This window comes from Pseudorhodoplanes sp. (assembly GCF_035565855.1).
In the GTDB taxonomy this organism is placed as follows: domain Bacteria; phylum Pseudomonadota; class Alphaproteobacteria; order Rhizobiales; family Xanthobacteraceae; genus Pseudorhodoplanes.
On sequence record NZ_DATMRX010000093.1, the window covers coordinates 1 to 25,968 of the forward strand.

The 25,968-nt window shown below is 63.5% G+C and carries 25 protein-coding genes, 1 other RNA gene and 1 pseudogene; 17 read left to right on the forward strand and 10 right to left on the reverse strand.

Annotated features, from left to right (window positions below):
- Nucleotides 1–383 precede the first annotated feature (383 nt).
- The 3 genes from VN004_RS05130 to VN004_RS05140 form a co-directional block, all read right to left on the reverse strand.
- Entirely contained in the window at nt 384–1,169 is a 786-nt protein-coding gene (locus VN004_RS05130) for an enoyl-CoA hydratase (RefSeq protein ID WP_325607669.1), read from the reverse strand.
- 165 nt (nt 1,170–1,334) lie between these two features.
- Nucleotides 1,335–2,540 (reverse strand): CoA transferase, encoded by a 1,206-nt coding sequence (locus VN004_RS05135; RefSeq protein ID WP_325607671.1) that lies wholly within the window; start codon nt 2,538–2,540, stop codon nt 1,335–1,337.
- Nucleotides 2,541–2,595: 55 nt separating this feature from the next.
- On the reverse strand, nt 2,596–2,844 hold the full coding sequence (locus tag VN004_RS05140; protein ID WP_325607673.1) for a sulfurtransferase TusA family protein: 249 nt from the start codon (nt 2,842–2,844) through the stop codon (nt 2,596–2,598).
- Between the two features lie 103 nt (nt 2,845–2,947).
- On the opposite strand from VN004_RS05140, the gene VN004_RS05145 reads away from it, so the two are divergent.
- The 3 genes from VN004_RS05145 (at nt 2,948) to VN004_RS05155 (ending at nt 7,400) form a co-directional block, all read left to right on the forward strand.
- Nucleotides 2,948–4,060, forward strand: coding sequence for a molybdopterin-binding protein (locus VN004_RS05145; RefSeq protein ID WP_325607675.1), 1,113 nt, complete (start codon nt 2,948–2,950; stop codon nt 4,058–4,060).
- The gene (locus tag VN004_RS05150; protein ID WP_325607677.1) at nt 4,057–6,039 is read left to right on the forward strand and encodes a molybdopterin biosynthesis protein; all 1,983 of its coding nucleotides are present in this window, start codon (nt 4,057–4,059) and stop codon (nt 6,037–6,039) included. Before VN004_RS05145 ends, VN004_RS05150 begins: the two co-directional genes overlap by 4 nt.
- A gap of 77 nt (nt 6,040–6,116) precedes the next feature.
- Nucleotides 6,117–7,400 (forward strand): c-type cytochrome, encoded by a 1,284-nt coding sequence (locus VN004_RS05155; RefSeq protein ID WP_325607679.1) that lies wholly within the window; start codon nt 6,117–6,119, stop codon nt 7,398–7,400.
- A gap of 167 nt (nt 7,401–7,567) precedes the next feature.
- Here VN004_RS05155 and VN004_RS05160 read toward each other — a convergent pair whose 3' ends face one another.
- Nucleotides 7,568–9,550, reverse strand: coding sequence for a 4Fe-4S dicluster domain-containing protein (locus tag VN004_RS05160; protein WP_325607716.1), 1,983 nt, complete (start codon nt 9,548–9,550; stop codon nt 7,568–7,570).
- Nucleotides 9,551–9,737: 187 nt separating this feature from the next.
- On the opposite strand from VN004_RS05160, the gene VN004_RS05165 reads away from it, so the two are divergent.
- The 12 genes from VN004_RS05165 to glp all read left to right on the forward strand — a co-directional run bounded on the left by VN004_RS05165 (nt 9,738) and on the right by glp (nt 20,936).
- Nucleotides 9,738–10,475 (forward strand): biotin/lipoate--protein ligase family protein, encoded by a 738-nt coding sequence (locus tag VN004_RS05165; protein ID WP_325607681.1) that lies wholly within the window; start codon nt 9,738–9,740, stop codon nt 10,473–10,475.
- Nucleotides 10,472–11,011 (forward strand): DUF6505 family protein, encoded by a 540-nt coding sequence (locus VN004_RS05170; RefSeq protein WP_325607684.1) that lies wholly within the window; start codon nt 10,472–10,474, stop codon nt 11,009–11,011. The genes VN004_RS05165 and VN004_RS05170 overlap by 4 nt, the downstream gene beginning before the upstream one ends.
- Nucleotides 11,008–12,015 (forward strand): DUF6352 family protein, encoded by a 1,008-nt coding sequence (locus VN004_RS05175; protein WP_325607686.1) that lies wholly within the window; start codon nt 11,008–11,010, stop codon nt 12,013–12,015. The genes VN004_RS05170 and VN004_RS05175 overlap by 4 nt, the downstream gene beginning before the upstream one ends.
- Nucleotides 12,015–12,524, forward strand: coding sequence for a DUF3305 domain-containing protein (locus VN004_RS05180; protein ID WP_325607688.1), 510 nt, complete (start codon nt 12,015–12,017; stop codon nt 12,522–12,524). Before VN004_RS05175 ends, VN004_RS05180 begins: the two co-directional genes overlap by 1 nt.
- Nucleotides 12,517–13,221: a DUF3306 domain-containing protein gene (locus VN004_RS05185; protein ID WP_325607690.1), complete on the forward strand. Its 705-nt coding sequence runs from the start codon at nt 12,517–12,519 to the stop codon at nt 13,219–13,221. Before VN004_RS05180 ends, VN004_RS05185 begins: the two co-directional genes overlap by 8 nt.
- A 136-nt stretch (nt 13,222–13,357) precedes the next feature.
- The gene (locus VN004_RS05190; RefSeq protein WP_325607691.1) at nt 13,358–14,137 is read left to right on the forward strand and encodes a Cro/CI family transcriptional regulator; all 780 of its coding nucleotides are present in this window, start codon (nt 13,358–13,360) and stop codon (nt 14,135–14,137) included.
- Between the two features lie 42 nt (nt 14,138–14,179).
- The gene (locus tag VN004_RS05195; protein WP_325607693.1) at nt 14,180–14,395 is read left to right on the forward strand and encodes a twin-arginine translocation signal domain-containing protein; all 216 of its coding nucleotides are present in this window, start codon (nt 14,180–14,182) and stop codon (nt 14,393–14,395) included.
- Nucleotides 14,396–14,408: 13 nt separating this feature from the next.
- Complete coding sequence (locus VN004_RS05200) at nt 14,409–17,372, forward strand: formate dehydrogenase subunit alpha (RefSeq protein ID WP_325607695.1); 2,964 nt, start codon at nt 14,409–14,411, stop codon at nt 17,370–17,372.
- 12 nt (nt 17,373–17,384) lie between these two features.
- Nucleotides 17,385–17,981, forward strand: a complete 597-nt coding sequence (gene fdh3B, locus VN004_RS05205) for a formate dehydrogenase FDH3 subunit beta (protein WP_325607697.1) — start codon at nt 17,385–17,387, stop codon at nt 17,979–17,981.
- A 68-nt stretch (nt 17,982–18,049) separates the two neighbouring features.
- Entirely contained in the window at nt 18,050–19,069 is a 1,020-nt protein-coding gene (locus VN004_RS05210; RefSeq protein ID WP_325607698.1) for a formate dehydrogenase subunit gamma, read from the forward strand.
- Between the two features lie 68 nt (nt 19,070–19,137).
- Nucleotides 19,138–19,665, forward strand: coding sequence for a molybdopterin-guanine dinucleotide biosynthesis protein B (gene mobB / locus VN004_RS05215; RefSeq protein WP_325607700.1), 528 nt, complete (start codon nt 19,138–19,140; stop codon nt 19,663–19,665).
- Nucleotides 19,665–20,936 (forward strand): gephyrin-like molybdotransferase Glp, encoded by a 1,272-nt coding sequence (glp, locus tag VN004_RS05220; RefSeq protein ID WP_325607702.1) that lies wholly within the window; start codon nt 19,665–19,667, stop codon nt 20,934–20,936. The genes mobB and glp overlap by 1 nt, the downstream gene beginning before the upstream one ends.
- Before the next feature lie 20 nt (nt 20,937–20,956).
- Here the strand turns inward: glp and VN004_RS05225 are convergent, their stop codons facing one another.
- From VN004_RS05225 to ffs, 6 genes are all read right to left on the reverse strand, one after another.
- The gene (locus tag VN004_RS05225) at nt 20,957–21,079 is read right to left on the reverse strand and encodes a hypothetical protein (protein ID WP_325607704.1); all 123 of its coding nucleotides are present in this window, start codon (nt 21,077–21,079) and stop codon (nt 20,957–20,959) included.
- Between the two features lie 62 nt (nt 21,080–21,141).
- Nucleotides 21,142–21,786 carry a molybdenum cofactor guanylyltransferase MobA gene (mobA, locus tag VN004_RS05230; RefSeq protein WP_325607706.1) on the reverse strand — a complete coding sequence of 215 codons (645 nt, stop codon included), beginning with the start codon at nt 21,784–21,786 and terminating at the stop codon, nt 21,142–21,144.
- Between the two features lie 104 nt (nt 21,787–21,890).
- Complete coding sequence (locus VN004_RS05235; protein WP_325607708.1) at nt 21,891–22,769, reverse strand: formate dehydrogenase accessory sulfurtransferase FdhD; 879 nt, start codon at nt 22,767–22,769, stop codon at nt 21,891–21,893.
- Nucleotides 22,770–22,781: 12 nt separating this feature from the next.
- A complete protein-coding gene (locus VN004_RS05240) occupies nt 22,782–23,108 on the reverse strand; it encodes a YbaB/EbfC family nucleoid-associated protein (protein ID WP_325607710.1) in 327 nt (108 codons plus the stop codon).
- Nucleotides 23,109–23,111: 3 nt separating this feature from the next.
- Nucleotides 23,112–24,944, reverse strand: a complete 1,833-nt coding sequence (locus VN004_RS05245) for a DNA polymerase III subunit gamma/tau (RefSeq protein WP_325607712.1) — start codon at nt 24,942–24,944, stop codon at nt 23,112–23,114.
- Between the two features lie 69 nt (nt 24,945–25,013).
- An RNA gene (gene ffs / locus VN004_RS05250) (signal recognition particle sRNA small type) lies at nt 25,014–25,110 on the reverse strand.
- A 93-nt stretch (nt 25,111–25,203) separates the two neighbouring features.
- Between ffs and VN004_RS05255 the strand changes: the two genes are divergently transcribed.
- Both VN004_RS05255 and VN004_RS05260 read left to right on the forward strand, forming a co-directional pair.
- Nucleotides 25,204–25,623: an HIT domain-containing protein gene (locus VN004_RS05255; protein ID WP_325607714.1), complete on the forward strand. Its 420-nt coding sequence runs from the start codon at nt 25,204–25,206 to the stop codon at nt 25,621–25,623.
- Nucleotide 25,624: 1 nt separating this feature from the next.
- A pseudogene (locus tag VN004_RS05260) lies at nt 25,625–25,968 on the forward strand (NADH pyrophosphatase); the annotation flags it as partial.

Consider the following 25,968-nt stretch of genomic DNA (forward strand, 5'->3'; position numbering starts at 1 on the left):
CGCGATCGAGATCAGCCTTGCTGGCATGTGGCAGCGTGCCCAGCGACTTGCCGGTGGCGGGGTTCAGCACCTCTTCGCCCTTGCGGCCCGCGCCGCCCAGCCATTCTCCGTCGATATAAAGCTGAAGGTCGGTATACATGAAGGATCCTTACGTCTTGTTCGGCTTGTCACTGTGAAGTGCGAGCGAAGCGGACCTCGATGGATGAGCGGCCAACGTCACGACCGCCGCCCTTGAACGCCGCTCTACCGGACATCAGGGATGACGGATTGAGATTGGTCGCGCGCGTCTTAGCAGCTTTGACGGAGAACGGCCACTCGTGCGCCCCGGGCGCGCATTTCACGAAATGAAAGAAGCCGAGGCGCTTTTGAATGCCACGCAACCTTCATTGCCCCGTGAATACAGGCTTGCGCTTTTCCATGAAGGCGGTGCGCCCTTCGACATAATCCTTGCTGTCAAAGCAGCGCTGCACCGCGGCGACCACGCTGTCCATGTTCCGTTCGGCGGCGTCCTTCAGCAATTCGCCGATGGCGTGCTTCGCGGCGCCGATCGTCAGCGGTGCATTCGCCGAGATCATGCTGCCGTAATCCTTGACGTAGCTTTCCAGTTCCTCGTCGGGCACGATGCGATTGACGAAGCCCATCATCCGCGCCTCTTCGGCGTCGAATTGCCGGGCCGTGAAGAATATTTCCTTCGCAAAGGACGGCCCGACCACATTTATCAACCGCGCGATGCCCTTGTGGTCGTAGCCAAGGCCGAGCTTCGCGGCTGGAATGCCGAATCTGGAGCCGGGTGTGCAGATGCGGATGTCGCAACAGGTGGCGAGCGCCATGCCGCCGCCGATGCAATAACCGCGGATCATCGCGATGGTCGGCTTCGGGAAGTCATGCACGGCGGAAAACGCCTGTTCCGTCGTCGCGTTGTATTTCGCAACGGCTTCCTCGCTCGAGCGCTCGGCGCCGAATTTCGAGATGTCGGCCCCGGACACGAAGGCCTTGCCGCCGGCGCCGGTCAACACGACGACGCGAATCTCCGGATCGTTACGGAAGCTGTCGAGAATGTCGCGCGTCGCGGCCCACATCTCGAGCGACACCGCATTGTGCCGCTCCGGATTGTTGAAGATCAGGAAGCCGACTCCGCCGTCCTTGCGCGAGAGCATCTTGTCGGTCATTTCACGGAGTCCTTTGCTGCTTCGTTCGCTAGTATCGTTACAGTGCCATGTCCGCCCTCATCCTGAGGAGGCGCGAAGCGCCGTCTCGAAGGACGAGGGCGGCCCCATGGTTCGAGACGCATCGCTTCGCGATGCTCCTCACCATGAGGCCGGGTTGGTTTCGCGCTACGTTGCGCCCGCTTTCTTCAACTCCTCGATCTCGTCCTTGCTGAAGCCGAACTCGGTCAGCACGTCGTCTGTATGTTCGCCGCGCTCCGGCGTGTGCATTGCGATCGTGCTCGGCGTGCGCGACATGGTGAATGGCTGGCGGATGACTTGCAGGGTGCCGCGGTCAGGCGTTTGCATGTCGGTCGCGATGCCAAGATGCTGGACCTGCTTGTCCGCGAATACCTCATCCATCTTGTAGATCGGACCGGCGGCGACACCCGCCGCGTTCAAGCGCTCGATCCAGTTTGCGCTGGTGTCGTTCGCAAGCGTCCTTTCGATGTCGGCGTTCAGCGCGTCGCGGTTCTTCAGCCGCAGCGCATTGGTCGCATAGTCCGGATGCTCGATCAGATGTTCGCCCTCGATCGCCTTGCAGAAGCGCACCCATGTCGGTGAACCGGTGGTGGCGATGTTGATGTGGCCATCCTTGGTCTTGTAGACGCCGGTCGGCACGCTGGTCGGATGGTTGTTGCCGGCCTGGCCGGGCACCTCCTTGTCGATCAGCCAGCGTGCGGCCTGGAAGTCGAGCAGGAAGATCTGCGCGGCGAGGAGAGAGGTCTCGATAAACTGACCTTCGCCCGACTGCTCGCGCTCGAGGAGCGCGGTGAGGACGCCCAGCGCCGCGAACAGGCCGGCCGCCATGTCGGCGACCGCGGCGCCGGCCCGGACCGGTCCCTGCCCGGGCAGTCCCGTCACCGACATGATGCCGCCCATGCCCTGCGCGATCTGGTCGAAGCCCGGCCATTTTTCATAGGGGCCGTCCTGGCCGTAGGCCGAGATGCTGGCATAGACGATGCGCGGATTGATGGCCTTCAGGTCCGGATAATCGATCCTCAGGCGTCTTTTGACGTCCGGACGATAGTTCTCGATCACGACGTCTGCCTGTTCCACGAGCCTTAGCAGTGCTGCCCGGCCGGCCTCGCTCTTTAGGTCGAGAGTGATCGAGCGCTTATTGCGGTGCAAATTCTGAAAATCCGCGCCATGGCGCGCGCCGCCGATCGGATCGCCGCCTTCCAGGCGCTCCGGTGCCTCGATCTTGATCACGTTGGCGCCCCAATCCGCCAATTGGCGCGCGCATGTCGGCCCCGCCCGGACCCGGGTCAAATCGAGCACTGTAAACCTGGCAAGGGCTGTGGAGGCGCGAGGACTTTTCGGCGAGACCGGCAAGGGGTGAGCTCCGGAGGGGGCAGGGTCGCGACAATCCCCGAAGCCGCGCACAAATTCAACTTGTCCCGGGCATCCGGCGGACGGCCTTGCGAATTCGGAATGTCAGCACGTCCTCAGACCGTTCGGTGCTCTCGAGCACGTCTCCGGTCTGATTGATGAGGTTCGGAATATCGATCGCGGCCAGAGGGTCGGTGCATTCGACCAAAATGACATCGCCCGCCGCGAGACCGCTCAAAACCTTGCGGGTCCGCAGCGCCGGCAGCGGGCATTTCAGCCCCCGCAGATTGATGGTTTTTTCGCTCATCCCCATAGGCTCAGGCTATGCCACGAGATCGTTCGCTTGGCCGAGAACCAACAAGTATTTCAGTCGCTTGACCCAGTATGGCCGGTTCGCCAGAAACGCAACCATGAATGCGGACACAGCATCTCATCAGCGCATTTCGCGCCTGACACCGCTTGCGGATGTCCTCGCATCGATCGCGCGAATTGAACCCGTTGCGCCGCGCGTGACCGCGCTGGCGAATGCGCAGGGTTGTGTCGTTGCTGCCGACCTCATTGCAACAGAGGCGTTGCCGTCAAAGCCACTGGCGGCGCGCGACGGCTGGGCGGTTTCGTCCGATGCAACGCGTGATGCTGGTCCTTATGCGCCGCTGACATTGCAGCCTCCGCCGGAACGCGTCGACGCATTTGCAGCGCTGCCTGGCGGTACCGATGCTGTCGCGTCACTCGATGCGGTGACCCTGATGGGCGGGCTGATGCAAATCACGGCGCCAGTCGCGCCCGGCGAAGGCGTGCTGCCGGCTACGGCAGACGCAGAGGCAAATTCATTGCTGTGCGCCGCCGGGACGCGATTGCGCGCAAGCGACATCGCCATCCTTGCGTCTGCGCAAATCTCCGAAATTTCCGTCCGGCAAGTGCGGCTTCACGTCGTCAACACGCGCCCGGACGATGAAAAGCTGCGAGCGGCGGCTGATTTCGTCGTGCGCGTGGCCTCAACCGCGGGCGCCCTGGTCAAAGTGTCGTCGGATCTCGAGACTTCTCTGCGCGACGATGCAAGCGACGCGATCATTGCGATCGGGGGGACGGGCGCAGGACGTGACGACCGCTCAGTCATCGCATTGTCGCGCGCGGGCGTCGTGACATACCACGGGATCGGGCTCGCACCCGGCGAGACATCGGCGATCGGTATGGCGAGTGGCCGGCCGGTGTTGCTCATGCCGGGCCGGATCGATGCGGTTCTGGCCTGCTGGTTGACGATCGGCAAGCCGCTGGTCGATCGGCTCACGGCCGCATCCTCGCGCGATGTCGCGGCCAAAGCGACGCTGACGCGAAAGGTCACATCGACCATAGGGCTTGCCGAGGTCGTCCCGCTTCGTAACGACGGTGTCGGTGTCGAACCGCTGGCGAGCGGTTATCTGTCGCTGCAGTCGATGGCGCGCTCCGATGGCTGGATGCTGGTTCCGGCGGAGAGTGAGGGGTATCCGGCCGGCACTACAATCGAGATGAGGGCGCTGCCGTGAGCCGCCCGACCAAGCCGGACCAAGCGCTGATCGATGCCGTGCGGCGGGCCGCGCGACAAGAGCAGTTTCTGGAAGTCGTCTCTGCCGAAGAGGCGACGAAGCGTTTTCGACAACATCTCGACTTGTCGCCGTGCGGCAGTCAGAGCGTGTCACTCGCATTGGCGCTCGGCCGTGTTCTTGCGCATGATGTCGCGGCGCCGATCGATGTTCCGCCGTTCGATCGTTCAGGTGTCGACGGTTTTGCGGTGCGTGCGGCCGATACCATCGGCGCGACGGACAACGCGCCGCGCCGTCTTGCGCTCAATTCCGAAGTGATCGCCTGCGGGCATGCGCCGCAGATCGAAGTGGCTCCGGGCACCGCGACCGCGCTCGCCACCGGCGGCGTGATCCCGCGCGGCGCCGACGCCGTAATCATGATCGAGTACACCGAGCTGATCGATGATCCGTCTTCTCCCGCGATCGAAATCCGTCGGGCAGTCGCGCCCGGACAATTCATCTCCTATACCGGCTCGGATATCGCACGCGGCGAAACCTTGTTACGCAAGGGTACAGTGATGGGGTCGCGCGAAATCGGCATGCTCGCGGCCTGCGGCATCGCGCAGGTCGATGTCATAAGGCGGCCAAAGGTCGCCGTGCTCTCGACCGGCGATGAGCTCGTGCCGGTCGGAGAACCGCTGCGGCCCGCGGGGATCTATGACAGCAATGGTGCAATCGTCGCTGCGGCGGTGACCGAGGCCGGCGGCGAGGCTGTCCCATACGGCGCGTTTCCCGATGACGAAGCAGCCCTTGCAACTGCAATGCACAAGGCGCTGGCCGAAAACGACATGCTGGTGCTGTCCGGCGGCACGTCAAAAGGCGCGGGCGATCTGTCGCACCGGATCGTGTCTTCGCTCGGCAAGCCGGGCATCCTGGTGCATGGCGTCGCGCTCAAGCCTGGCAAGCCGTTGTGCCTTGCGGTCGCGGACGGCAAGCCGGTGGTGGTGCTGCCGGGATTTCCGACCTCCGCGATCTTCACCTTCCACGCCTTCGTCGCGCCGGTGATCCGGGCGCTGGCCGGTTTGCCCGCCGAGCATTCGCGCAAGGTCCAGGCGCGCATTCCGATGCGCGTTCCCTCCGAGCTCGGACGCAAGGAGTTCGCGCTGGTCGCTCTGGTGCAAGGCGAGGACGGCATGATCGCTTTCCCCTCGGCCAAAGGATCGGGCTCGGTCACGGCCTTCTCGCAGGCGGACGGCTTCATCGAGATCGACGCGCTCGCGAGTGCGATCGACGCTGAAACGACGACCGACGTCACGCTGATCAGCGCGGACGTGCGTGTCCCGGATCTCGTGATCATGGGCAGCCATGACGTCGCGCTGGATGTGGTCGTCGGAGCGCTTGCCGATCGCGGCTTTTATGCGCGCGTGATTGCCGTCGGCAGCCTCGGCGGCGTCGCCGCGGCGCGTCGCGGCGAATGCGATATCGCTCCGGTACATCTGATCGATCCGCAAACCGGCCAATACAATACGCATCTCGTCGAGCCGGGCCTGTCGCTTCTCAAGGGATGGGAGCGTTCGCAAGGTTTCCTGTATCGCAAGGGCGATCCGCGGTTCGAGGGCAAGACTGCAAGCGATGCGATGGCGGCTGCGCTCGCCGATCCGTCCTGCCTGATGGTGAACCGCAACGCGGGATCTGGCACGCGTGTGCTGATGGATGAAAGGCTGAAGGGCGCGCGTCCGCCCGGCTATACCAATCAGCCGAAGTCCCATAACGCCGTCGCGGCGGCGATCGCGCAGGGTCGTGCCGACTGGGGCTTTGCGATCGAGCCTGTCGCGCGTCTCTACGGTCTTGGCTTCATCCCTGTCGCGCCGGAAGAGTATGACTTCATCATGGTCGAAAACTGGCGAGACCGGCCCGCGGTCAAGGCGTTCCGAGATGTCCTGCGCGATGAAGCAACACGGAACCGAATCCGGTCGCTGGGCATGAAGCCTGCAGACGACTAACGTTAGAGGCTAACGTTCGTCAGCATTTGACCTGCGTCCCGGCGAGAAGCCGGGATCTGAAGTCCGGAACGCCTTGCATGTTCGTTCGTTTCGCGCTCGCCTTTGCTCTGGCAACACTCGCTTGCGCTTCCGCCGATGCACAGATGCGGGGACATGGCGGACCGGTGCGCGCGGTCGCGGTGTCGCCCGATGGAACCACCGCAATCTCCGGAAGCTTCGACACGTCGGCGATCCGATGGTCGTTGTCGCGCAATGCGGCGGAGCAGGTGTTGCGCTTTCACGAAAGTGCCGTGAATGCGGTTGCCTTTCTCAAGGACGGACGGATCGTGACAGGCGGCGAAGACGGCGCGATCGCTTTGTGGAAGCCCGGTCAGCCGATGCCCGAGCGGATTTTCAAGGGGCACACCGCGCCAATCGTTGCGCTTGCCGTGTCGCCGGATGGCAGGACGGTGGCCTCGGCCTCATGGGACCGGACCGTGCGGCTCTGGCCGGTGGAGTCGGGCGCGCCTCGCGTGCTGGAGGGTCACACGCAAAACGTCAATGGCGTGGCATTCGCGCCGGACGGCAAGACGCTCATCAGTGCCGGCTATGACGCGACATTGCGGATCTGGCCGCTCGACGGCAACGGCGCGCCGATCGTCGTGACGCTGCCGACCGCATTGAATGCGGTGGCGGTCGCGCCGGATGGCGAGATCATCGCGTCGGGAGCAAATGGCCGGGTCTATTTTCTCTCAAGCTCGGGCCAACAGGTTGGCGAAGCCGAAGTTGGCGAAACGCCGGTGATCTCCCTTGCAGCGTCGCCCGATGGGACGCTTGTGGCGGCTGCGGGAATACGCGGATCGGTCGCGCTCATCGACCGCAAGACACGCGCGGTGTCGCGCACGCTGGTCGGTCCGGGTTTGCCTGTGTGGTCGGTTGCTTTCTTCCCCGACAGCAAAACGCTGCTCACCGGCGGTGCCGATCGCATGGTGAGACGGTGGAATGCGCAAACCGGCGAGCACATCGGAGCGGTCCCGCTCACCGAAGCGAGCGATCCGCTCGCGGCTTATGCGGGAGACCGTGGTGCGGAAGTGTACCGGGCCTGTATCGCGTGCCACACCCTGTCCGCCGATGAAGGAAATCGTGCTGGGCCAACCCTTGCCGGCATCTTCGGCCGCAAGATTGCGACGCTGCCGGGCTACGATTTTTCCGAAGCGTTGAAGAAGCTCGACATCGTGTGGACCCCGGAGACGGTGTCGAAATTGTTCGAGATTGGCCCCAACGCCTATACGCCCGGCACCAAAATGCCGGAGCAGACGATCGGATCGGCCGAGGATCGAAAGGCGCTGACCGACTTTCTCAAGAAGGCGACAGCACGATAGGCTTTCGAGCACATTCGGCTTTTACAGAAGCAGTCGCCCTCCAATGGTCATCGCCCGCGAAAGCGGGCGATCCAGTCAAAACAACTGCTTCAAGAGTTTACTGGATGCCCCGCTTTCGCGGGGCATGACAAAAATGAGCGATGCAATTCCAACTCAACCGGATCGCTTCAACCGCGCGGCTTGTCGTCCGCCTCGCGCAGATAATCCTCCGCGGTCCGCGGTTTGGGACGCTCGGGAATGCCACTGCCATACGGGTCGAAGGCCTGCTCGGACACTGCAATCACGCGGCAATCCTCGCACATCTTCAGAACGTCCAGCCGGTCCGCCTGACCCTTGAACATCCAGTGCTTGCCCTCGAGCTTGGCGGTGACGCGCTCGATCGTGCTCTTGACGCCGAACGGCTTGCCACATCGGATGCACTCGAACGGATCTTCCTGCTTCATGATCCGCGGCGAGGCCGTTGCCGCGCGGAAATCGATCTGCGGCGTCAGTGTGATTACCTTTTCCGGACAGGTCGCCGCGCATAATCCGCACTGGACGCAAGCGTCCTCGGTGAATTTGAGCATCGGCCGGTCGGGATCGGCCGACATTGCACCGGTCGGGCACGCCGATACGCAGGAGAGGCACAGCGTGCAGCCCGCAGCGTTGACCTCGACCGCCCCGAACGGCGCGCCTTGCGGCAGCGCGATCACGTTGACAGGCTGCGGCGCCACACGATGCAGCTCTCGCAAGGCGAGCCGCTGAATGTCGCGCTTGCCGCCGGCGGGCCGGAAGCTCGCTTGTCCGCTGCGCGCCGGAGCAGGCGGGATCGCGCGCAACATGTCGCCCAAGACATCGGGATTGTCGGTCTCGATCGTTGCGCTGCGCTCCGTTCCGAATCCGAGCCCGGCCAGGATGGGTTCGGCGAGCGCGATCGTTTGTTGCAATCCGATGATGTCGTGACGCGGCTGCGCCCGCAACAGGAAGCGCACAGCCGTCGCGCCGTACGCCATGGCAGCAGCAATCGCTTCCACGCCCACCTGCGTGATCTCGTTGACGCCGACGGGAATGACGTTCGCCGGCAAACCGGCGCCGTAACGCGCAAGCGCGTCGATCATCTCCGCGCCATGCGCCTGATCGTGGAACAGGATCACGCCATTGCGCCCGCCGGTCTCACGATACGTCATCAGCAGCACGCGCAGTTTGCGCATCAATGCATCGGCCGACGGCAGCGCGTAGCTTGCCGCGCCGGTGGGACAGGCGGCGGCGCATTGGCCGCAGCCGGCACAGATTTCCGCGGAGATGGCGACGTGATCGCCTGCCGGGGTGATGGCGCCGGTCGGGCACAGATCGAGGCAGCGGCGGCAGCCGACGATGCGCGAGCGCGAGTGCGCGCAGAGGTCGGCGTCGTAGGTCACGTAGCGTGGTTTGTCGAAGGCGCCGGTCAGATCCCGCGCTTTCATCACCGCGCGCAGCACCGCGGCCGGATCGCCCGGATCGGCACGCAGATAGCCTTCGCGAAGGTCGGAAGCCGGGAACAAGGCTGCGCCGCCGGACAGGTCGAGCACAATGTCGCATTTCGACACCGCGCCGTTTCGTGGCGTGCCGAAGACAAGCTCACGCCGTGAAGAGGGCGCAGGCTGGGCGTAGTCGTCGACCGTCAGTTCGAATGCGCCGAGCCAGCCTTTCGCGGCGCGAATGGTGCCGCGCACCAACGGGAACTCGGTCTTGCGCAAAGGTGCGAGCTGCTGCGGTCTGGTGATGAGCACCGTGACGTCGAGATGATCCTTCAGCAGCTCCGCGGCCTCGATGGCGCGCTCGTCGCGGCCATAGATCAGGATCACACCATCGCTTTCCAGGCCGACAAAAGGCACAGCGGGCAGCGGCTCGGCCGCCGCCGCAAGCAGTGCAGCGATCTTCGGACCCGCCTTGGCAGCCTCGTTCGACCAGCCGGCATTTTCGCGAATGTTGACGAATTCGAGCGCGCAATCGCCGCTCTCGGCAGCCGCTTCCTCGAAGACCGGCGCTTCCTGCGTGCAGGCAATCGTCAGGTTTCCGCCGTCGGGCAACAATGCACGGAACCGCTCAAGTTCCGACCGGCAGAATTGCCGTCCCGAGACAATGTCTGCGCCGGGGCAGGCTTTGGCGATGGTGTCGACATCGAGCGGCATCGTGTCCTCGCACGAGCACACCAGGATGCGACGTTTGTTATCGCCCATTGCGTCTCCGTTTCCGCGCCCCAATTGCCAGCGGACTCGTCACCCGATGTGACGATGCTATATGCACATAGACAAAACCTATAATTGGTCCAAACAAAAAGTAAGGTCCGGGCCAATACCCGACCGGTCCCGGGAAACGATGCTCACTGACGCCGATATCCGCCTGCCGCCCCCGTTCCGCCTCGTCACCTTGCGCGAGGTCGGAGACGCCTTCGCGCATGCGAAACAAAACGCCGCCGACGAGGGTGCGGGCACTCTCGTGTTTGTCGGCCGCTTCGATCTGGCGGAATTTGCTGTGGTCCTGGAACCGGACGAGCCGCTGGCGCTTGCGCGCCGCAGCTTCATCGCCTGTATGGCCGCCCTGGCGGATACGCTGACGGCTCATGCGCCGCCTGAAACCGACATTCGGATCGAATGGCCGGACGCGGTCCGCGTCAATGGCGGCTTGGTCGGGGGCGGTCAATTCGCGTGGCCCGCGGATGCCAACGAGAACGAGCCGCCCGCCTGGCTGGTGTTCGGCGCGATGATCCGGCTGGTGTCAATGAGCGGTGTCGATGCAGGGCTGCATCCGCTCAGCGCAGCACTGGAAGATGAAGGCTTTACCGAGTCCGGCGCCGAGCGCCTGATGGAGTCTTTCGCACGCCATCTCATGGTCATGCTGGATTCATGGCAGGAGCGAGGTTTCCCGGCGGTCACGACGAGCTATCTCCGGCACCTTGCGCCGCCAGAGGACAAAAAGGATCGCCGCTCTCTCGATGAAAACGGCAACCTTCTGATCCGTCGCATCGGCAAGGCAGAGGCGGAGAGGCGACAGCTGATGCCGCTCCTGGCAACGCCCTCCTGGCTCGATCCGAAGACAGGAGGGCCGCGTCTGTGAAGCTGCTCAAGACGATCCAGCTCGATCCGTCCGACACGTTCGTGTTCGAACGGGCCGCCGATCCCGGCGAATTCGCGGTGACCGGGACATTCATGTTCGGCGACGTCGAACCTTCAGTCCTGCAGGGCAAGTCGAGAACCGCGTTTCGCGCCGGTTTTCTCGGCCTGTCCTCGTTCGGCTGGTCGACACTCGTGCAGATCGTCGAAGCCGATGCGCAGGATCGCGCGACGGCACTCGACCAACTTGCGCGGCATCTGATGGAGCAATTCGGCGCTCCGGACATGGACAGCGCCCGCGCTGCCGCCGACGAGGAACTGACCTTTGCGGAATCGCTCTGCAATCATGAAGCCGGCACGCTGGTCGCGCTTCATCGCACCGTGGAAGCCGGCGACATCCGCGAAGCCTTCCGCACGTTGAAGCCGCGCGCGGATCGCAAGGCATTTCGCGCCTTTTCATTCCACGATATTGAGGGCGAAGACGAAGAACCCGGCGAACGCGTCGATCTGATGACGCTCGCGCAGGGAGAGCGCCAATGAAGGATTTCTGGCTCGCTTGCGGGCACCATCTGCTGGATCGCGACGACAGTGGCGGGCTGTTGGTGACCGACGATTTTCTGAAGATCTATCTGGCTCGGCCGGAATTGGTGCCGCCTGAAGATGCTTGTGAGGCGGAAAGAGCGTTGTATGCCAGCCTGATGGCGGATCCGCGGCGTATTGTGTCACCCCAGGACATCGCGGCGATCGCCGACGCCGATGCGCGCGAGAACTGGACCTTCATGCTCGCGTTTCGCGATCATCTGCTGCGCCATCCGACGCTCGAAGCTGCCTACCTCGATCTTGTTCGAAACGGCGCGGGAAAGATCCCGCCGATTTTCATCAACCAGCTTGTCCATGTGATCCTGCGCAATGCGCTCGACGACTGCGAAGATCCATACGTCCTGCGCGCCGCCGAATTGTTTTTCCGGCCGCAGCGGCTGACGCTGCATGAGGGTTCACTGATCGCTGCCGACGAGGAAACCATCGGCGGGATCGGCACAACGCCGGTTTCGCCCCTCGTGTCGATGCTGGGAATTCCGGCGCAGGCCGATATCGACGTCATGAACGACGACAATGCGACGCATTACTTCGAACACAGCGACCAGTTTCACACCGCGATCGATCTCACCGCGGGCCGCCGTGGCCTCGAAGCGCTGGCGCAGGCGCTGTCACGCTGGGTTGCGCATCTGCTCGCGGTCGACGTTGTGATCGAGCCGCTTTCCGAAATGCGTGATGTCAATCTCGCCTGGTATGTTGGCCTCGATGCCGACGCGACAAAAATCGGCGATGCCTTGTGGCATGGCGAGGAACTCGATGACGCTGCAAGACAACGCGTGGTCGGCCTGTTTCGCCTCACCTTCCGTGACCCGTCTGTCGTGATCGAAAAGGTCGGCAAGGAACCGGTTTATCTCATTCTCGCCATGTCGCCTGATAAGGTTCTCCGGATGAAGCCGCAAAATCTGATCGGCGGATTGCCGGTGCGTCACATGGAAACGGTGTCGTAATGGCCGCGCTCGCTCATATTCCGGTTGCTGTGATCGTGGATCGCATCAAGGCGGAGAGCCAGTGGATCGACTATATCTGGCAGCCAAGCGCGGTGCTCGTGGGCGCTCCCGAAGCAGAGCCCTGGACGAAGCTCTCCGGCGACGACGAACGCGCTTCGTTTTATGCCGGCAGCACCGCGATCGAACTCTACACGTCAGACACGGGAAATTATCGCGACAACCTGCTGGGCGACGGCAAGTTATGGGTCATCCTGACGCCGACTGAATCCGATCCTCCTTACGCGCTGTTCAAAGTGACCGCCGACCCGACGGAAGGGGAAGCGCAGACCGAGACAGGGGCCAACCTGGTGGACACGGTCGACATGCCGGATGTGATACGGGCAACGCTGGAAGCGTTCGTTGCCGAACACCATGTCGAGCAGACCTTTTTCAAGCGCAAGCGTGACCGCGCCAATCCGGACGCTCTGGGCCGACGCGGGCATCCCGGTCAGGGACAGGGCAATGGCTGAACCCGAAGATTTCCTGACGCGCTGGTCGCGTCGCAAACGGCAGATCCAGAACGAAGAGCGGCTGGACGACAAGGTTTCCGGGCCGCCTGAAGCGGCGGCCGAGACGGCGCAGCAGCTCCCTGCAACACCGAAAGCTGCGGACACGGCAGAGAAAACGGACGTTTTCGATTTGTCGAAGCTGCCGTCCCTCGATTCGATCGGGCCGGACACTGACATCCGCAGCTTCCTGCAGCCCGGCGTGCCGACCGCTCTGTCGCGTGCGGCGCTTCGCCGCGCCTGGGCGGCCGATCCCGCCATCCGGGACTTTGTCGGGCTTTCCGAGAACGCCTGGGACTTTACCGCTCCCGACGGAGTGCCCGGATTCGGCGCCCTCGATCCCGCAGATGCGAAGCGCCTTCTCGCTCAGGTGTTCGGTGGAGAGGATCGCAAGGAAAGTGAGGCTACCCTGGCGAAGGCCGAACCGGATGCTGGCTCGGACGCAACGAATGCCGCCACGGAGGCAGCGGAAGGCCCTGTGCCCGAAGCTGCAGACACCGACAATCCGGACTGCCGGGAAATTGCGCAGGACAACGGCGAGCTGTCCTCCGCAGAGCATGGCGACGATGCAACAATGCATGTCGATGCTGCGACGCAACAAGTCGCGCCTCATGATTTGCCGCGTCCAATGCGGCGCCGCGGTCGAGCGTTGCCACAATAGGCAAACTTTCCGCAGCGATTCGGGGCTGCCTATAGCCGCGGACTATTGACCCATTCCAATGTTGCGACCTATTGTTTGGAGCGCCTCCAAGAAGGCGCATGTGCCGTTTTTTTTGGCATACAACCAGAACGTTAGAATGCGCGACCCGGGACTCGATCAAGCGATCCGCGCAGCTGGTGGCGTCAGTGAGTTGGCGCGCCGGATTGGAATTTCGCAGCCATCGGTCTCCAATTGGGATCGCGTGCCCGCGGAGCGGGTGATTGCCGTTGAGCAGGCGACCAACGTCAGCCGCACTGTTCTCCGACCGGACCTTTACGGCGACGCGACTCCGCCATCATCAGACATCGACGAGACGGACATCGCCCGTGCGCAGGAATACCGGTTGCTCGCCGCGCTGCTCGCGCGCGCACCGGATGCGGCGTTCCTGAAGAAGATTGCGACATTGCGCGGCGACATGTCGCCGCTGGGCATCGCCCATATTGCGCTTGCAGAGGCCGCAGCCGAGGCAAAAGCCACCGCGGTCGAACGCGAATTCTTCAATCTCTTTATCGGGGTCGGGCGCGGCGAGCTGCTGCCCTACGGATCGTATTACCTGACGGGCTTCCTGCACGAGCGGCCGCTCGCACGTCTGCGCGACGATCTGAACGCACTCGGCATCGAACGTGCCGAAGGCAACGCCGAGCCTGAAGATCACGCCGCGATCCTGTGCGAGATCATGGCCGGCATCGCAGACGGAACGTTTCCCGCGCCACCTGGCCGGGACAAGACGATCTTCGAAAATCACATGGCGCCATGGATCGGACGGTTCTTCGCCGATCTCGAGCGCGCCGAAGAAGCGAACTTCTATCGCAAGGTCGGCACGCTCGGCCGTGTTTTTATCGACATCGAAGCCGAGGCGTTTGCGCTGCCGTCCTGACGGCAGGCGACACTTTAGCGAGGGACAACGGAGGAGACGGCAATGACAGAACACCGAAAGACGCCGGTCGGTCGCCGCGATTTTCTGCGCGCGCTGGGTGCAGGCGCGGGCGTGGCTGTAACGGCCGCAGCCCCGATTGCAACGCCCGCTCTCGCCGATACCGAAAGCAACGATGAGAAGCGCAAGGCCCGCTACAAGCCGAATTCTCCGGAAGTGCAGACATACTATCGTGTCAACCGCTATCCGGGTGCGAAGTAAGGGAGGCAACGCCGTGCTGATCAAAAGGACAGAACGCGAAAAGCGCCGCGGCCAACTCGCCGCCCAGCTTTCAAACAATTCCGCAGGTGGTCTCAATCGCCGAACCTTCCTCCGGCGCTCCGGTCTCGTCGCCGGTGGTCTTGCAGCCATCGGCGCCGTTCCGCTTGCCGGCGTGCGCAAGGCTGAAGCGGCTGGCGCGACTGCCGGTCAACCGGGCGGCGCTCCGATCACCATTCGCAAGAATATCTGCACGCATTGCTCCGTGGGCTGCACGGTCATCGGTGAAGTGCAGAACGGCGTGTGGGTCGGTCAGGAGCCGGGATGGGATTCGCCGATCAACCGCGGATCGCATTGCGCCAAGGGTGCGGCAACGCGCGAACTCGTGCATGGCGACCGCCGATTGAAATATCCGTTGAAGCTGGTCGACGGAAAGTGGACGCGGATCTCGTGGGATACCGCGATCAACGAGATCGGCGACAAGCTGCTCGAGATCCGCGAGAAGTCGGGGCCCGACTCGGTCTACTGGCTCGGTTCGGCCAAGTTCACCAATGAAGGCGCCTATCTGAACCGCAAGATGGCGGCATTCTGGGGAACCAACAACTCCGATCACCAGGCGCGCATCTGCCATTCGACGACCGTCGCCGGCGTGGCCAATACCTGGGGCTACGGCGCGATGACCAATTCCTACACGGACATCCGCAATTCGAAGACGATCCTGTTCATCGGTTCGAATGCGGCGGAAGCGCATCCCGTCTCCCTGCAGCACATCCTCGAAGGCAAGGAGATGAATCGCGCCAACATGATCGTGTGCGACCCGCGCATGACCAGGACGGCAGCGCATGCGACGGAATATGTGCGTTTCCGCTCGGGCACCGACATCCCGCTGGTCTGGGGCATGCTGCACATCATCTTCAAGAAGGGCCTTGAGGATAAGCAATTCATCGAGCAGCGCGTCTACGGCATGGACGACGTCCGCAAGGCGGTCGAGCAGTGGACGCCGGAGGAGACCGAACGCGTGACCGGCGTGCCGGCCGCGCAGCTCGAGCGGATCGCAACCACGTTCGCGACGCAGAAGCCGGCGACGCTGATCTGGTGCATGGGCGCGACCCAGCACACCGTCGGAACGGCAAACGTGCGCGCGTTCTGCACCATCCTGCTCGCCACCGGCAATGTCGGCTCGTCGGGCACCGGCGCGAACATCTTCCGCGGCCACACCAATGTGCAGGGCGCAACCGATCTCGGCCTCGATATCGTGACGCTGCCGCTTTACTACGGCCTGACCGAAGCCGCCTACCGGCACTGGTGCCGGGTCTGGGAAGTCGATTTCGACTGGATGGCTTCGCGTTTCGACACCATTACCGGTGCCGACGGCAAGCCGGTCAAGATGATGTACACGCCGGGCATCCCCTCGACGCGGTGGTTCGATGCGACCCTCTCCGACAAGAAGGATGTGTCGCAGAAGGATCTGATCAAGGCGATGATGGTGTTCGGGCACGGCGGCAACACCGTCACCCGCATGCCGAAGGCGCAGGAAGGCATCGAGAAGCTCGAATTGCTTGTCGTCGCCGATCCGCATCCCACGACCTGGGCGGCGCTGGCGCCGAAGCGGAAGAACAACACCTATCTTCTTCCGATTGCGACCAGCTACGAGACCGCGGGCTCCCGCACGGCCTCCAACCGCGCGATCCAGTGGGGCGAACAGATCGTCAAGCCGATCTTCGAATCCAAAGACGACCTTGAGGTCCACTATCTGCTCGCCAAGAAGCTCGGCTTTGCCGATCTGATGTTCAAGAACATCAAGGTCGAAAACAACATGCCAGTGGCCGAGGACGTCCTTCGCGAAATCAACCGCGGCGGATGGTCGACCGGCTATTGCGGCCAGTCGCCCGAGCGGCTGAAGATGCATATGGCCAACCAGAAGGACTTCGACATGCTGACACAGCGTGCGACGTCCGGTCCGGCGAAGGGCGACTATTACGGTCTGCCATGGCCATGCTGGGGCACGCCCGAGTTCAAGCATCCGGGAACGCCGATCCTGTACAACACCAATCTCTCGGTGAAGGAAGGCGGCGGCACCTTCCGGGCTCGCTTCGGATTGGAGCGCGAGGAGAAGCTGCCCGACGGCACGACCCGCAAGGTCAGCCTGCTCGGTAACGGCTATTACTCCAAGGATTCGGAGATCAAGGACGGCTATCCGGAATTCACCCTCGGTGTTCTGAAGAAGCTCGGCTGGGACAAGGATCTCACCGCAGCCGAGCTGGAGATCATCAACAAGATCAATCCGAACAACCCGGACGCTGTGGCATGGTCGATCGATCTGTCGGGCGGCATTCAGCGCGTCGCGATCGAACACGGCTGCATCCCCTACGGCAACGGCAAGGCGCGCGCCAATGCGTTCGGCCTTCCGGACGCGGTGCCGGTGCATCGCGAGCCGATCTATACGCCGCGGCCCGAGCTTGTGGCGAAGTATCCGACGCTGCCGAACGCACGGCAGTTCCGGGTGCCCAATCTCGGCTTCGACGTGCAGAAGGCGGCTGTCGACAAGGGCATCGCCAAGCAGTTCCCGCTGATCCTCACCTCCGGCCGTCTGGTCGAATACGAGGGCGGCGGCGAAGAAACGCGATCCAACAAGTGGCTCGCCGAGCTGCAGCAAGACATGTTCATAGAAATCAATCCGGCGGATGCGGCCGAGCGCGGCATCACCGACGGAAGCTGGGTCTGGGTGACCGGCGCCGAGTACGGTTCGAAGGCCCGCATGAAAGCGCTGGTGACGGAGCGGGTCGGCAGGGGCGTGACCTGGTGTCCCTTCCACTTCGCCGGATGGTTCCAGGGCGAGGATCAACGCGGAAACTATCCGCAGGGGACCGACCCGGTCGTCTTGGGCGAAAGCGTGAATACGCTCACGACCTACGGCTACGATCCGGTCACGGGCATGCAAGAGCCCAAGGCCACCCTTTGTCAGGTTCGTGCGGCTTAAGGAGACGCAACCATGGCTCGTATGAAATTTCTTTGCGACGCCGATCGTTGCATCGAATGCAACGCTTGCGTCACCGCCTGCAAGAACGAACACGAGGTGCCGTGGGGCATCAACCGGCGGCGCGTCGTCACCATCAATGACGGCAAGCCGGGCGAGCGTTCGGTATCGATGGCCTGCATGCATTGCACCGACGCGCCGTGCGCGGCGGTGTGTCCGGTGAACTGCTTCTTCACGACGGCCGATGCCGTGGTGCTGCACTCGAAGGATCTGTGCATCGGCTGCGGCTATTGCTTCTACGCGTGCCCGTTCGGCGCGCCGCAATATCCGCGCGTCGGCAATTTCGGTTCCCGCGGCAAGATGGACAAGTGCACCTTCTGCGCCGGCGGACCGGACAACGACTACACCGTCGCCGAATATCAGAAATACGGCTCCAATCGCCTGGCCGAGGGCAAGCTCCCGCTTTGCGCGGAGATGTGCTCGACCAAGTCGCTGCTTGCCGGCGACGGCGAGATCATCGCCCAGATCTACAAAGAGCGTGTGGTGCGTCGCGGCTATGGCTCCGGCGCCTGGGGCTGGAAGACAGCCTACAAGGAAACCATCGCGTCCTGACCCGCGTGAGACGGACCGCGGGGACATCCCGTGGTTCGCCCTAACGATACGAAAAAGAGGAGATGGGGATGTCGACGCTCAAAAGGACGATGCAGACATTCGCCGGCGCTTTGATCTTGCTGCTCGTTGTGGCTTTCGCAATGCCCGCAACGGCGCAGGTGCGCAACCCGGACGGCTCGGTCAATCCGACTGCGAGCGCGGTGCAGGAAGGCCAGCTGCTGCAGGAGCTGCAGCGCATTCAGGGCCGGGTCAGCATTCCGGACAAGAAGGAAGGCGTGCTGATCCAGCCGGCGGGTCAAAACTGGCGGCACTTTCACGAGGTGACGTTGCGCTGGATCGGTGGCATCGCCATTCTCGGCATGCTTGTCGTCCTGATCGCCTTCTATCTGATCCGTGGCATGGTTCGGCTGAAGAGCGGACGCTCGGGCCGCACCATCGTGCGGTTCAATGCGTTCGAGCGGTTCGTGCATTGGATGACCGCGACCTGCTTCATCATCCTCGCTCTGACCGGCCTCAACATTACCTTCGGGCGTCCGCTGCTGCTGCCGTTGATGTCGCCGGAAGCGTTCACGACCTGGTCCGAGGCGGCGAAATACGCGCATAATTTCGTCAGCTTCCCCTTCACCATCGGTGTCGTTCTGATTTTCCTGATGTGGGTCGGTGGCAACATTCCCAACCGTGTGGATGTCGAATGGGTGAAGCGCGGCGGCGGCATCGTCGGCGACGACCATCCGCCGGCCTATCGGTTCAATGCCGGCCAGAAGATGATCTACTGGATCGTTGTGCTCGGCGGCTCGGCGGCCGCGATCTCGGGCTATCTGCTGATGTTCCCGTTCTATGGCGACCTGACGGTGAACGGGATGCAGACCGCACAGATGGTCCACAGCATCGTCGCAGTGCTGTTCGTCGCTGCCATGCTGGCGCACATCTATATCGGCACCATCGGCATGGAGGGCGCCTTCGAGGCCATGGGGACCGGAGAGGTCGACGTGAACTGGGCCCGCGAGCATCACGCGCTGTGGCTTGAGGAAGAACAGGGCCGCCTTGCCGGGACTGCTCCGGCGGCCCGCGCCACGCCGGCCGAATAGCTCCCGTCCGATCCAATCTAAAGCGCCCGGCGGTACCCCCGCCGGGCGCTTTGCTGTAGAAGGCCGGTATGCGCATCATCGGACTCGCCGGCTGGAGCGGATCCGGCAAGACCACTCTTTTGACCAAGGTCATTCCGTGCCTCACCGGGCGCGGCAAAAGAGTGTCGACCCTGAAGCACGCCCATCACAATTTCGATGTCGACCGCCCCGGCAAGGACTCCTTCGAGCATCGTTCGGCGGGCGCCACCGAGGTGCTTGTCATCTCGGGCAATCGCTGGGCCCTGATGCACGAGCTGCGCGGAGCGCCCGAACCGCCTTTGCCGGCCCTGCTGGAGAAATTGTCCGAGGTCGATCTGGTTCTGGTCGAGGGGTTCAAGCGCGAAAGCTTTCCGAAGCTCGAAATCCATCGCAGCGGGAATGGCAAGCCGCTACTTCATCCTGACGATCGCTGGATTGTGGCGATCGCGTCCGACCTACCGCTCCCCGCAGCCAAGGTGCCTGTGGTGGACCTGAACGATATCGAGGCGATTGCCGATCTTCTGCTCGCCAAGGCGATCCCGATCGAGCGCGTCAAGGAACAGGCGGACACCGTCTGATGGCGCAACTGACCGACGATTGCTTCGCGTTTTCGGGGCCGCTGCTGCCGGTTGACGACCTCGAGCGGATCATTCGCGATCGCATCGATCCGGTGCCGGAGATCGAGACGGTTCCGCTTCTCCGCGCGCGTGGCCGCACGCTGGCGCACGATGTCAGGGCGCCGATCAACCTGCCGCCATTCGATAATTCCGCGGTGGACGGTTACGCCGTGCGGCACGCCGATCTCAATCCGGACACCGATACGACGCTGATCGTCGCCGATCGCATCACCGCGGGGCGTGCCGCGAGCCATCCGATCGCGCCCGGCAGCGCCATCCGCATCTTCACCGGTGCGCCGATGCCGGAGGGGGCCGACACGGTGTTCATGCAGGAGGATGTCCGCGCGGAAGACGGCCGCGTGATCGTTCCGCCGGGCCTGAAACCTGGGTCGAATCGCAGGCTTGCCGGTGAAGATATTGCTGCCGGCTCCATCGCATTACCGGCCGGGCGCGTGCTGTCGATCGCGGATGTGGCGCTCGCCTCGGCGCTTGGCCTGACCGGGCTTTCGGTGCGCCGGCGCATTCGCGTTGCGCTGTTCTCGACAGGCGATGAACTCACCGAGCCGGGCCGTCCGCTCGGGCGCGCGCAGCTTTACGATGCCAACCGCGCGCTGCTTGCGGGATTGATCGAGGCGCTCGGCGCCAGCGTCACCGATCTCGGGATCTTGCCGGACGATCCGGCACACCTTGCGCCCGCGCTGAAGGAAGCCGCAGGCGACCACGACCTCGTTCTCACCTCCGGCGGGGTCTCGACCGGCGAAGCCGATCATGTGCGCGACGCCGTCGAGGCGGTCGGCAGCCTGGTGTTCTGGCGGGTGGCGATCAAGCCGGGACGACCGGTGGCGATGGGCGTCATATCCGGCTCTCAGGGTGTGAACGCGGCCTTTGTCGGCCTGCCCGGCAATCCGGTGGCGGCGTTCGTCACATTCGTGCGCGTCGTTCGTCCGCTCCTGATGCGACTCTCCGGCGCCAACCCGCCGCTGCTGGTGCCGCTGCCGGTGCGCGCGGCCTTTGGGTATCGCAAGAAACAGGGACGTCGCGAATATGTGCGGGTGGCGCTGCGGCGCGGCGCGGACGGCGTCATCGAAGCGCACAAGCACCGGCAGGAAGGCGCGGGCGTCCTCACCTCGCTGACCGAAACCGATGGGCTGGTGGAACTCTCCGAAAATACGACAACGGTCGAGCCGGGCTCGACCGTCGGATTTCTGCCCTATGCCTCGCTGATCGGCTGAGCGTCAGCGCAAGGACGCGATCAGAGCCGCACTCCGCTCGTGGTGTAGGCAACCGCCACCGGCTCCTGATAGCGCTCGAGCACGAGCCAGCCGCAAGCCGCGATGACGACGAGGGCAACGCAGGCTGCGATAAAGCTTTTCATGGTCCCGATCTCCCCCGGAGCAACCTTTGTAGCTATTGCAATACTAAGGAGCGGGCAGTCCATCAAGCGGACGGAACGCCGCGCTTTTGCAGCGCAATATCGTTGGCGCGGTCGCGGTCCTCTGGCGTGTTGACGTTGAAGAACGGGTCGAGCGGCCGGTCGGGCCATTCTGTGATGGCGATGCCGTGCCGTGCAGTCCAGACCTCGATCTTGTGCAAATCCTCATCCACCAGGGCGCGCCGCAGGTCCGCGCGCAATGCCACCGGCCAGAGCCCGGCCACGGGGTGCCGCCAATCGCCGGATTTGGCGCAGGCGAGTGGCGTATGGGCCTCGGTGCGTGCGATGTGCAACCTCACAACGAGGTCCGCCGGCAGGAACGGACAGTCACCGGGCACGCTTACCATCCATTGCAGGTCCGGGCGGTGCGCCGCCGCCCAATCGAGGCCCGCCAGAATTCCGGCGAGGGGCCCGGCGAAATCCGGAATGTCATCCGCCACCACCGGCAATCCGAATTGCGCGAAGCGCTCCGGATTGCCGTTCGCATTGAGAATGATGCTGTCGCATTGCGGCGCGATCGTTCTCAGGACCCGGTCGAGAATCGTGCGCCCGCCGATCTCGATCAGCGCCTTGTCGCCGCCTCCCATCCGCCGCGCGAGGCCGCCGGCGAGCACGAGACCGAGGGTTTTGGGATAATCTTTCTCAGTCATTCCGGGGACCGAGCGAAGTGAAGCAACGCGGAAACCAGGCGCGCGAGCAAAGGAACTGGATTCCGGGTTCGCCGCTTTGCGGCACCCCGGAATGAGGAAATAACCTAGTCCTCATGCATCGCGGCCTTGCGCCGATGCTTCGCGCTCTCCTCCTCGACATAGGCGAGGTCTTGGTCGAACACGATGCGGTCGAGGCCTGCAAGCGCGGTGAAGCGCTTGCCGCGCGCGCGACCGATCAACGTGAGATTGGCCTTGCGCGCGAGCTCGACTCCCCATGCGGTAAAGCCGGATCGCGAGACGAGGATCGGAATGCCCATGCGCACCGTCTTGATGACCATTTCGGAGGTGAGCCGACCAGTGGTGTAGAAGATCTTGTCGTGCGCCGGCACCTTCTCCTGGAACATCCAGCCGGCAATCTTGTCGACGGCATTGTGCCGTCCGACATCCTCCATATAGACCAGCGGGCGATCCTCCTGCGCGAGCACGCATCCGTGGATCGCTCCGGCTTCAAGATAGAGCGACGGCGTGGTGTTGATCTTCTGCGTCAGCGCGTAGAGCCAGGAGGTCCGCAAGGGCGCCGCGGGCAGCGTGACATTTTCCAGCGCCTCCATGAGATCGCCGAATACCGTGCCCTGCGCGCAGCCCGAAGTCTGTACCTTCTTCTTCAGCTTTTCCTCGTAATCGGTCGCGCGCTCGGTGCGCACCACCACGACCTGCAATTCCTCATCGTAATCGACGCCGGTGACCACATCGTCCGGCTGCAGCATGTTCTGATTGAGCAGATATCCGATCGCCAGATAATCCGGATGATCGCCGATGGTCATCGCGGTCACGATCTCCTGCGAATTCAGGAAGATCGTCAATGGCCGCTCGACGGTGACCAAGGTCTCGATCTCGGCGCCGGTCTGATCGACGCCGCGCACACGCTCGGTCAACCGCGGATCAAGCGGATCGGGTCTGATCAGATAATCGTCGTCAGCCATCGTTGCTGTGCGTCAGCCGAAGGGCAGTTTGAATCCGCCAGGCAACGGCAGTCCGCCCGTGAGCGCCTTCATCTTCTCGCTCATGACATCTTCGAGCTTCCTGCGGGCGTCGGCATGGGCCGTCACCAGAAGATCCTCGAGGATCTCCTTTTCGTCGGGCTTCATCAGCGAGTCGTCGACCTTAACGCTGCGCAGATCGCCTTTGCCGGACAGCGTCACCTTCACCACGCCGCCACCGGAGACGCCTTCGACTTCGACGGCCTCAAGCTCGGCCTGCATCGACTGCATCTTGGATTGCAGTTCCGCGGCCTTCTTCATCATGCCCATGAAATCGGCCATGTCCTACCTTTCGTTTTCGTTGTCGTAATCGTCGGACGGATCGGGAAGCGGATCGGTCTCGGGCGGCAGGGCATCCATCTCGCGCGTCCGCACCGCGACGATCTCCGCGCCGGGAAACCGTTCCAGCACGGCCTGCACGAGCGGATCGGCGCGCACGCCGCGTTTCAATTCGGCTTCCCGTGCGTCCATCTGGGACTTCAGGGTGGGTTGTCCGGCTTCGCGCGATAGCACCACCACCCATTGCCGGCCGGTCCACATCTTCAACTTGCCGGGCAGTTCGTTGACGATCGATTGCGCAGCGCCGGGCTCGAGCGCAATTTCGAGCTTGCCGTCCTCGCAGCGCACCAGCCGCACATCGCGCTCCAGCGCGGTCTTCACTCGCAGATCGCGCTTTTCCGCGGCGAGCTGAACAAGCTCTTCGAAAGAGCCGATGCTTACGACCGGCGCAGCTTCGGCTTCCGCAGGACGCGGTACTGTGCCCAAAGCAGGCGCGGCCATGGCGCGCGGTCCATTGCGCGGCAGATCGCCGCGAGGCGCAATGACTTGCGCGGGCGCCGATGACGCAGCAAACGACATTGTCGCGGTGCCGCCATTGCCGCGAGGCGCTGACATCGCTGACAATTCCGACACCCCATTGCCGTTGGCCAATGCACGGATCGCCTCGTCAGGCGTCGGCAGGTCGGCGGCGTAGGCAATCCGCACCAACAGCATTTCGGCCGCTGCCACAGGGCGTCCGGCCTGCTGCACCTCGGTGAGCCCTTTCAGCAGCATTTGCCAGGTCCGAGACAGCACCCGCATCGAAAGCTGAGCGGCGAACGCCTTGCCGCGCACGCGCTCGGCCTCGCTCAGCGACAGATCGTCGGCAACGGACGGGACAAGCTTCACCCGCGTCACGAAATGGGTGAACTCCGCAAGATCGGAGAGAATGACGGCAGGATCGGCGCCGGAATCGTATTGGTCGCGCAGCTCCTTCAGAGCCGCGGCGACATCGCCCTTCAGCAGCATTTCGAACAGATCGACGATCCGTGCTCGATCTGACAGACCAAGCATCTGACGCACATCCTCGGCGCGGACCTCGCCAGCCGCATGCGCGATCGCCTGATCGAACAGCGACAGCGAATCGCGGACCGAGCCTTCGGCCGCGCGTGCGATCAGCGCCAGTGCCTCGGGCTCGGCGGTGACATTCTCCTTCTTCGCAATGCCATCGAGATGACGCACCAGGAGGTCGCCGTCGACGCGGCGCAGGTCGAAGCGCTGGCAGCGCGACAGCACCGTGATCGGCACCTTTCGGATTTCGGTCGTCGCGAAGATGAACTTCGCGTGCGGCGGCGGCTCCTCGAGCGTCTTCAGCAGCGCGTTGAACGCCGCGGTCGACAGCATGTGAACTTCGTCGAGGATATAGACCTTGTAGCGCGCGCTGACCGGCGCGTAGCGCACCGCATCGTTGATCTGGCGCACATCGTCGACGCTGTTGTGCGACGCGGCGTCCATCTCGATGACGTCGATATGGCGGCTCTCGATGATCGCCTGGCAGTGTTCGCCCATCACCGGCATGTCGACGGTTGGGCCTTTGATCGTGCCGTCCGCCAACTGATAGTTCAGCGCGCGCGCGAGGATGCGGGCGGTCGTGGTCTTTCCGACGCCGCGGACGCCGGTGAGAATCCAGGCTTGCGGGATGCGGCCGGTCTCGAACGCGTTCGAGATCGTGCGGACCATGGCGTCCTGGCCGATCAGATCGGCAAAGGTCGACGGCCGGTAGCGGCGCGCCAGCACGCGGTAGCCGCCGGCGCCTTGAGGCGCGGCGTCCACCGTTGGCTGTTTGCCGGTTTCGCTCATGCGCGTCTGGCGCTTCCGGGTTCGCGGCGCCGGCGCGGCCCGGACACCTCAGTCGATGCGAAAAAAGGGGTGGGAGGCTGACAAGCGACCCGAACCGGAGCTCGTTAGGGCTGCTTCCTTCCGGACCTGACCCGGTTGGCGAGTGGCTCGCCCACCGCCAACCTCCCGCCCGTTATATCGGGCCTCCCCGCGCCGAAAGCAAGCAAAACGGCCGTGGAGGTGATAACCTGCCGCTCCCCGCAACTTCCTGGACATTCAGATGAATTTGGACGGATGGTCGCTGCACCCGCAACTTGCGCGGGACACCGTCGAACTTGGCGATTTTCCGCTGTCGCGGGCCCTGATTGCCAAGGACGCCAATTACCCCTGGCTGATCCTGGTTCCGCGGCGGCCGGACATTGTCGAGATCATCGACCTCGACGAGGAGGGCCAGGCGCAGCTCATCGGCGAAATCGCGCGCGCCAGCCGCGGCCTGAAATCCGCCACGCAATGTGACAAGCTCAATGTCGCCGCATTGGGCAATGCGGTTCCGCAGCTGCATGTCCACATCATCGCCCGCTACAAGACCGACAAGGCCTGGCCGAAGCCGATTTGGGGCGCAGCAGAGCCGACGGACTATGAGCCCACGGCGATGGATCGGTTCGTGCGCGCGATGAAACAGGAACTCGACATAGCCTGACATGCAAAAACCAATGAGTCTCGGACCCTGGCCGCATCTCGGCTACGTCGACAGCAAGCTCGACCGCGCTGCTGTGCGGCGCATCGACCCGCAATTCCTGACCGCATGTGCTGCGCAGGAGACGTGCGGCTTCTATCTGGTCAGCGGGGAAATGATCCTCTTGAAGCGCGCAGGCGACACCTGCGATCCGATGTTCACGTCGAAAGAGTTGCAGGCGCTCGCGCCGCGATCGGAGCGAGTTTTTCTCGGATTGCTGCGTGAGGCCGGCCGTTTCGGAGTGTCGTTACCGCAGGAGACGGTGGAGGCTCTGAAATCAAACGAGCGCTATCACGTCACCGATCTGCG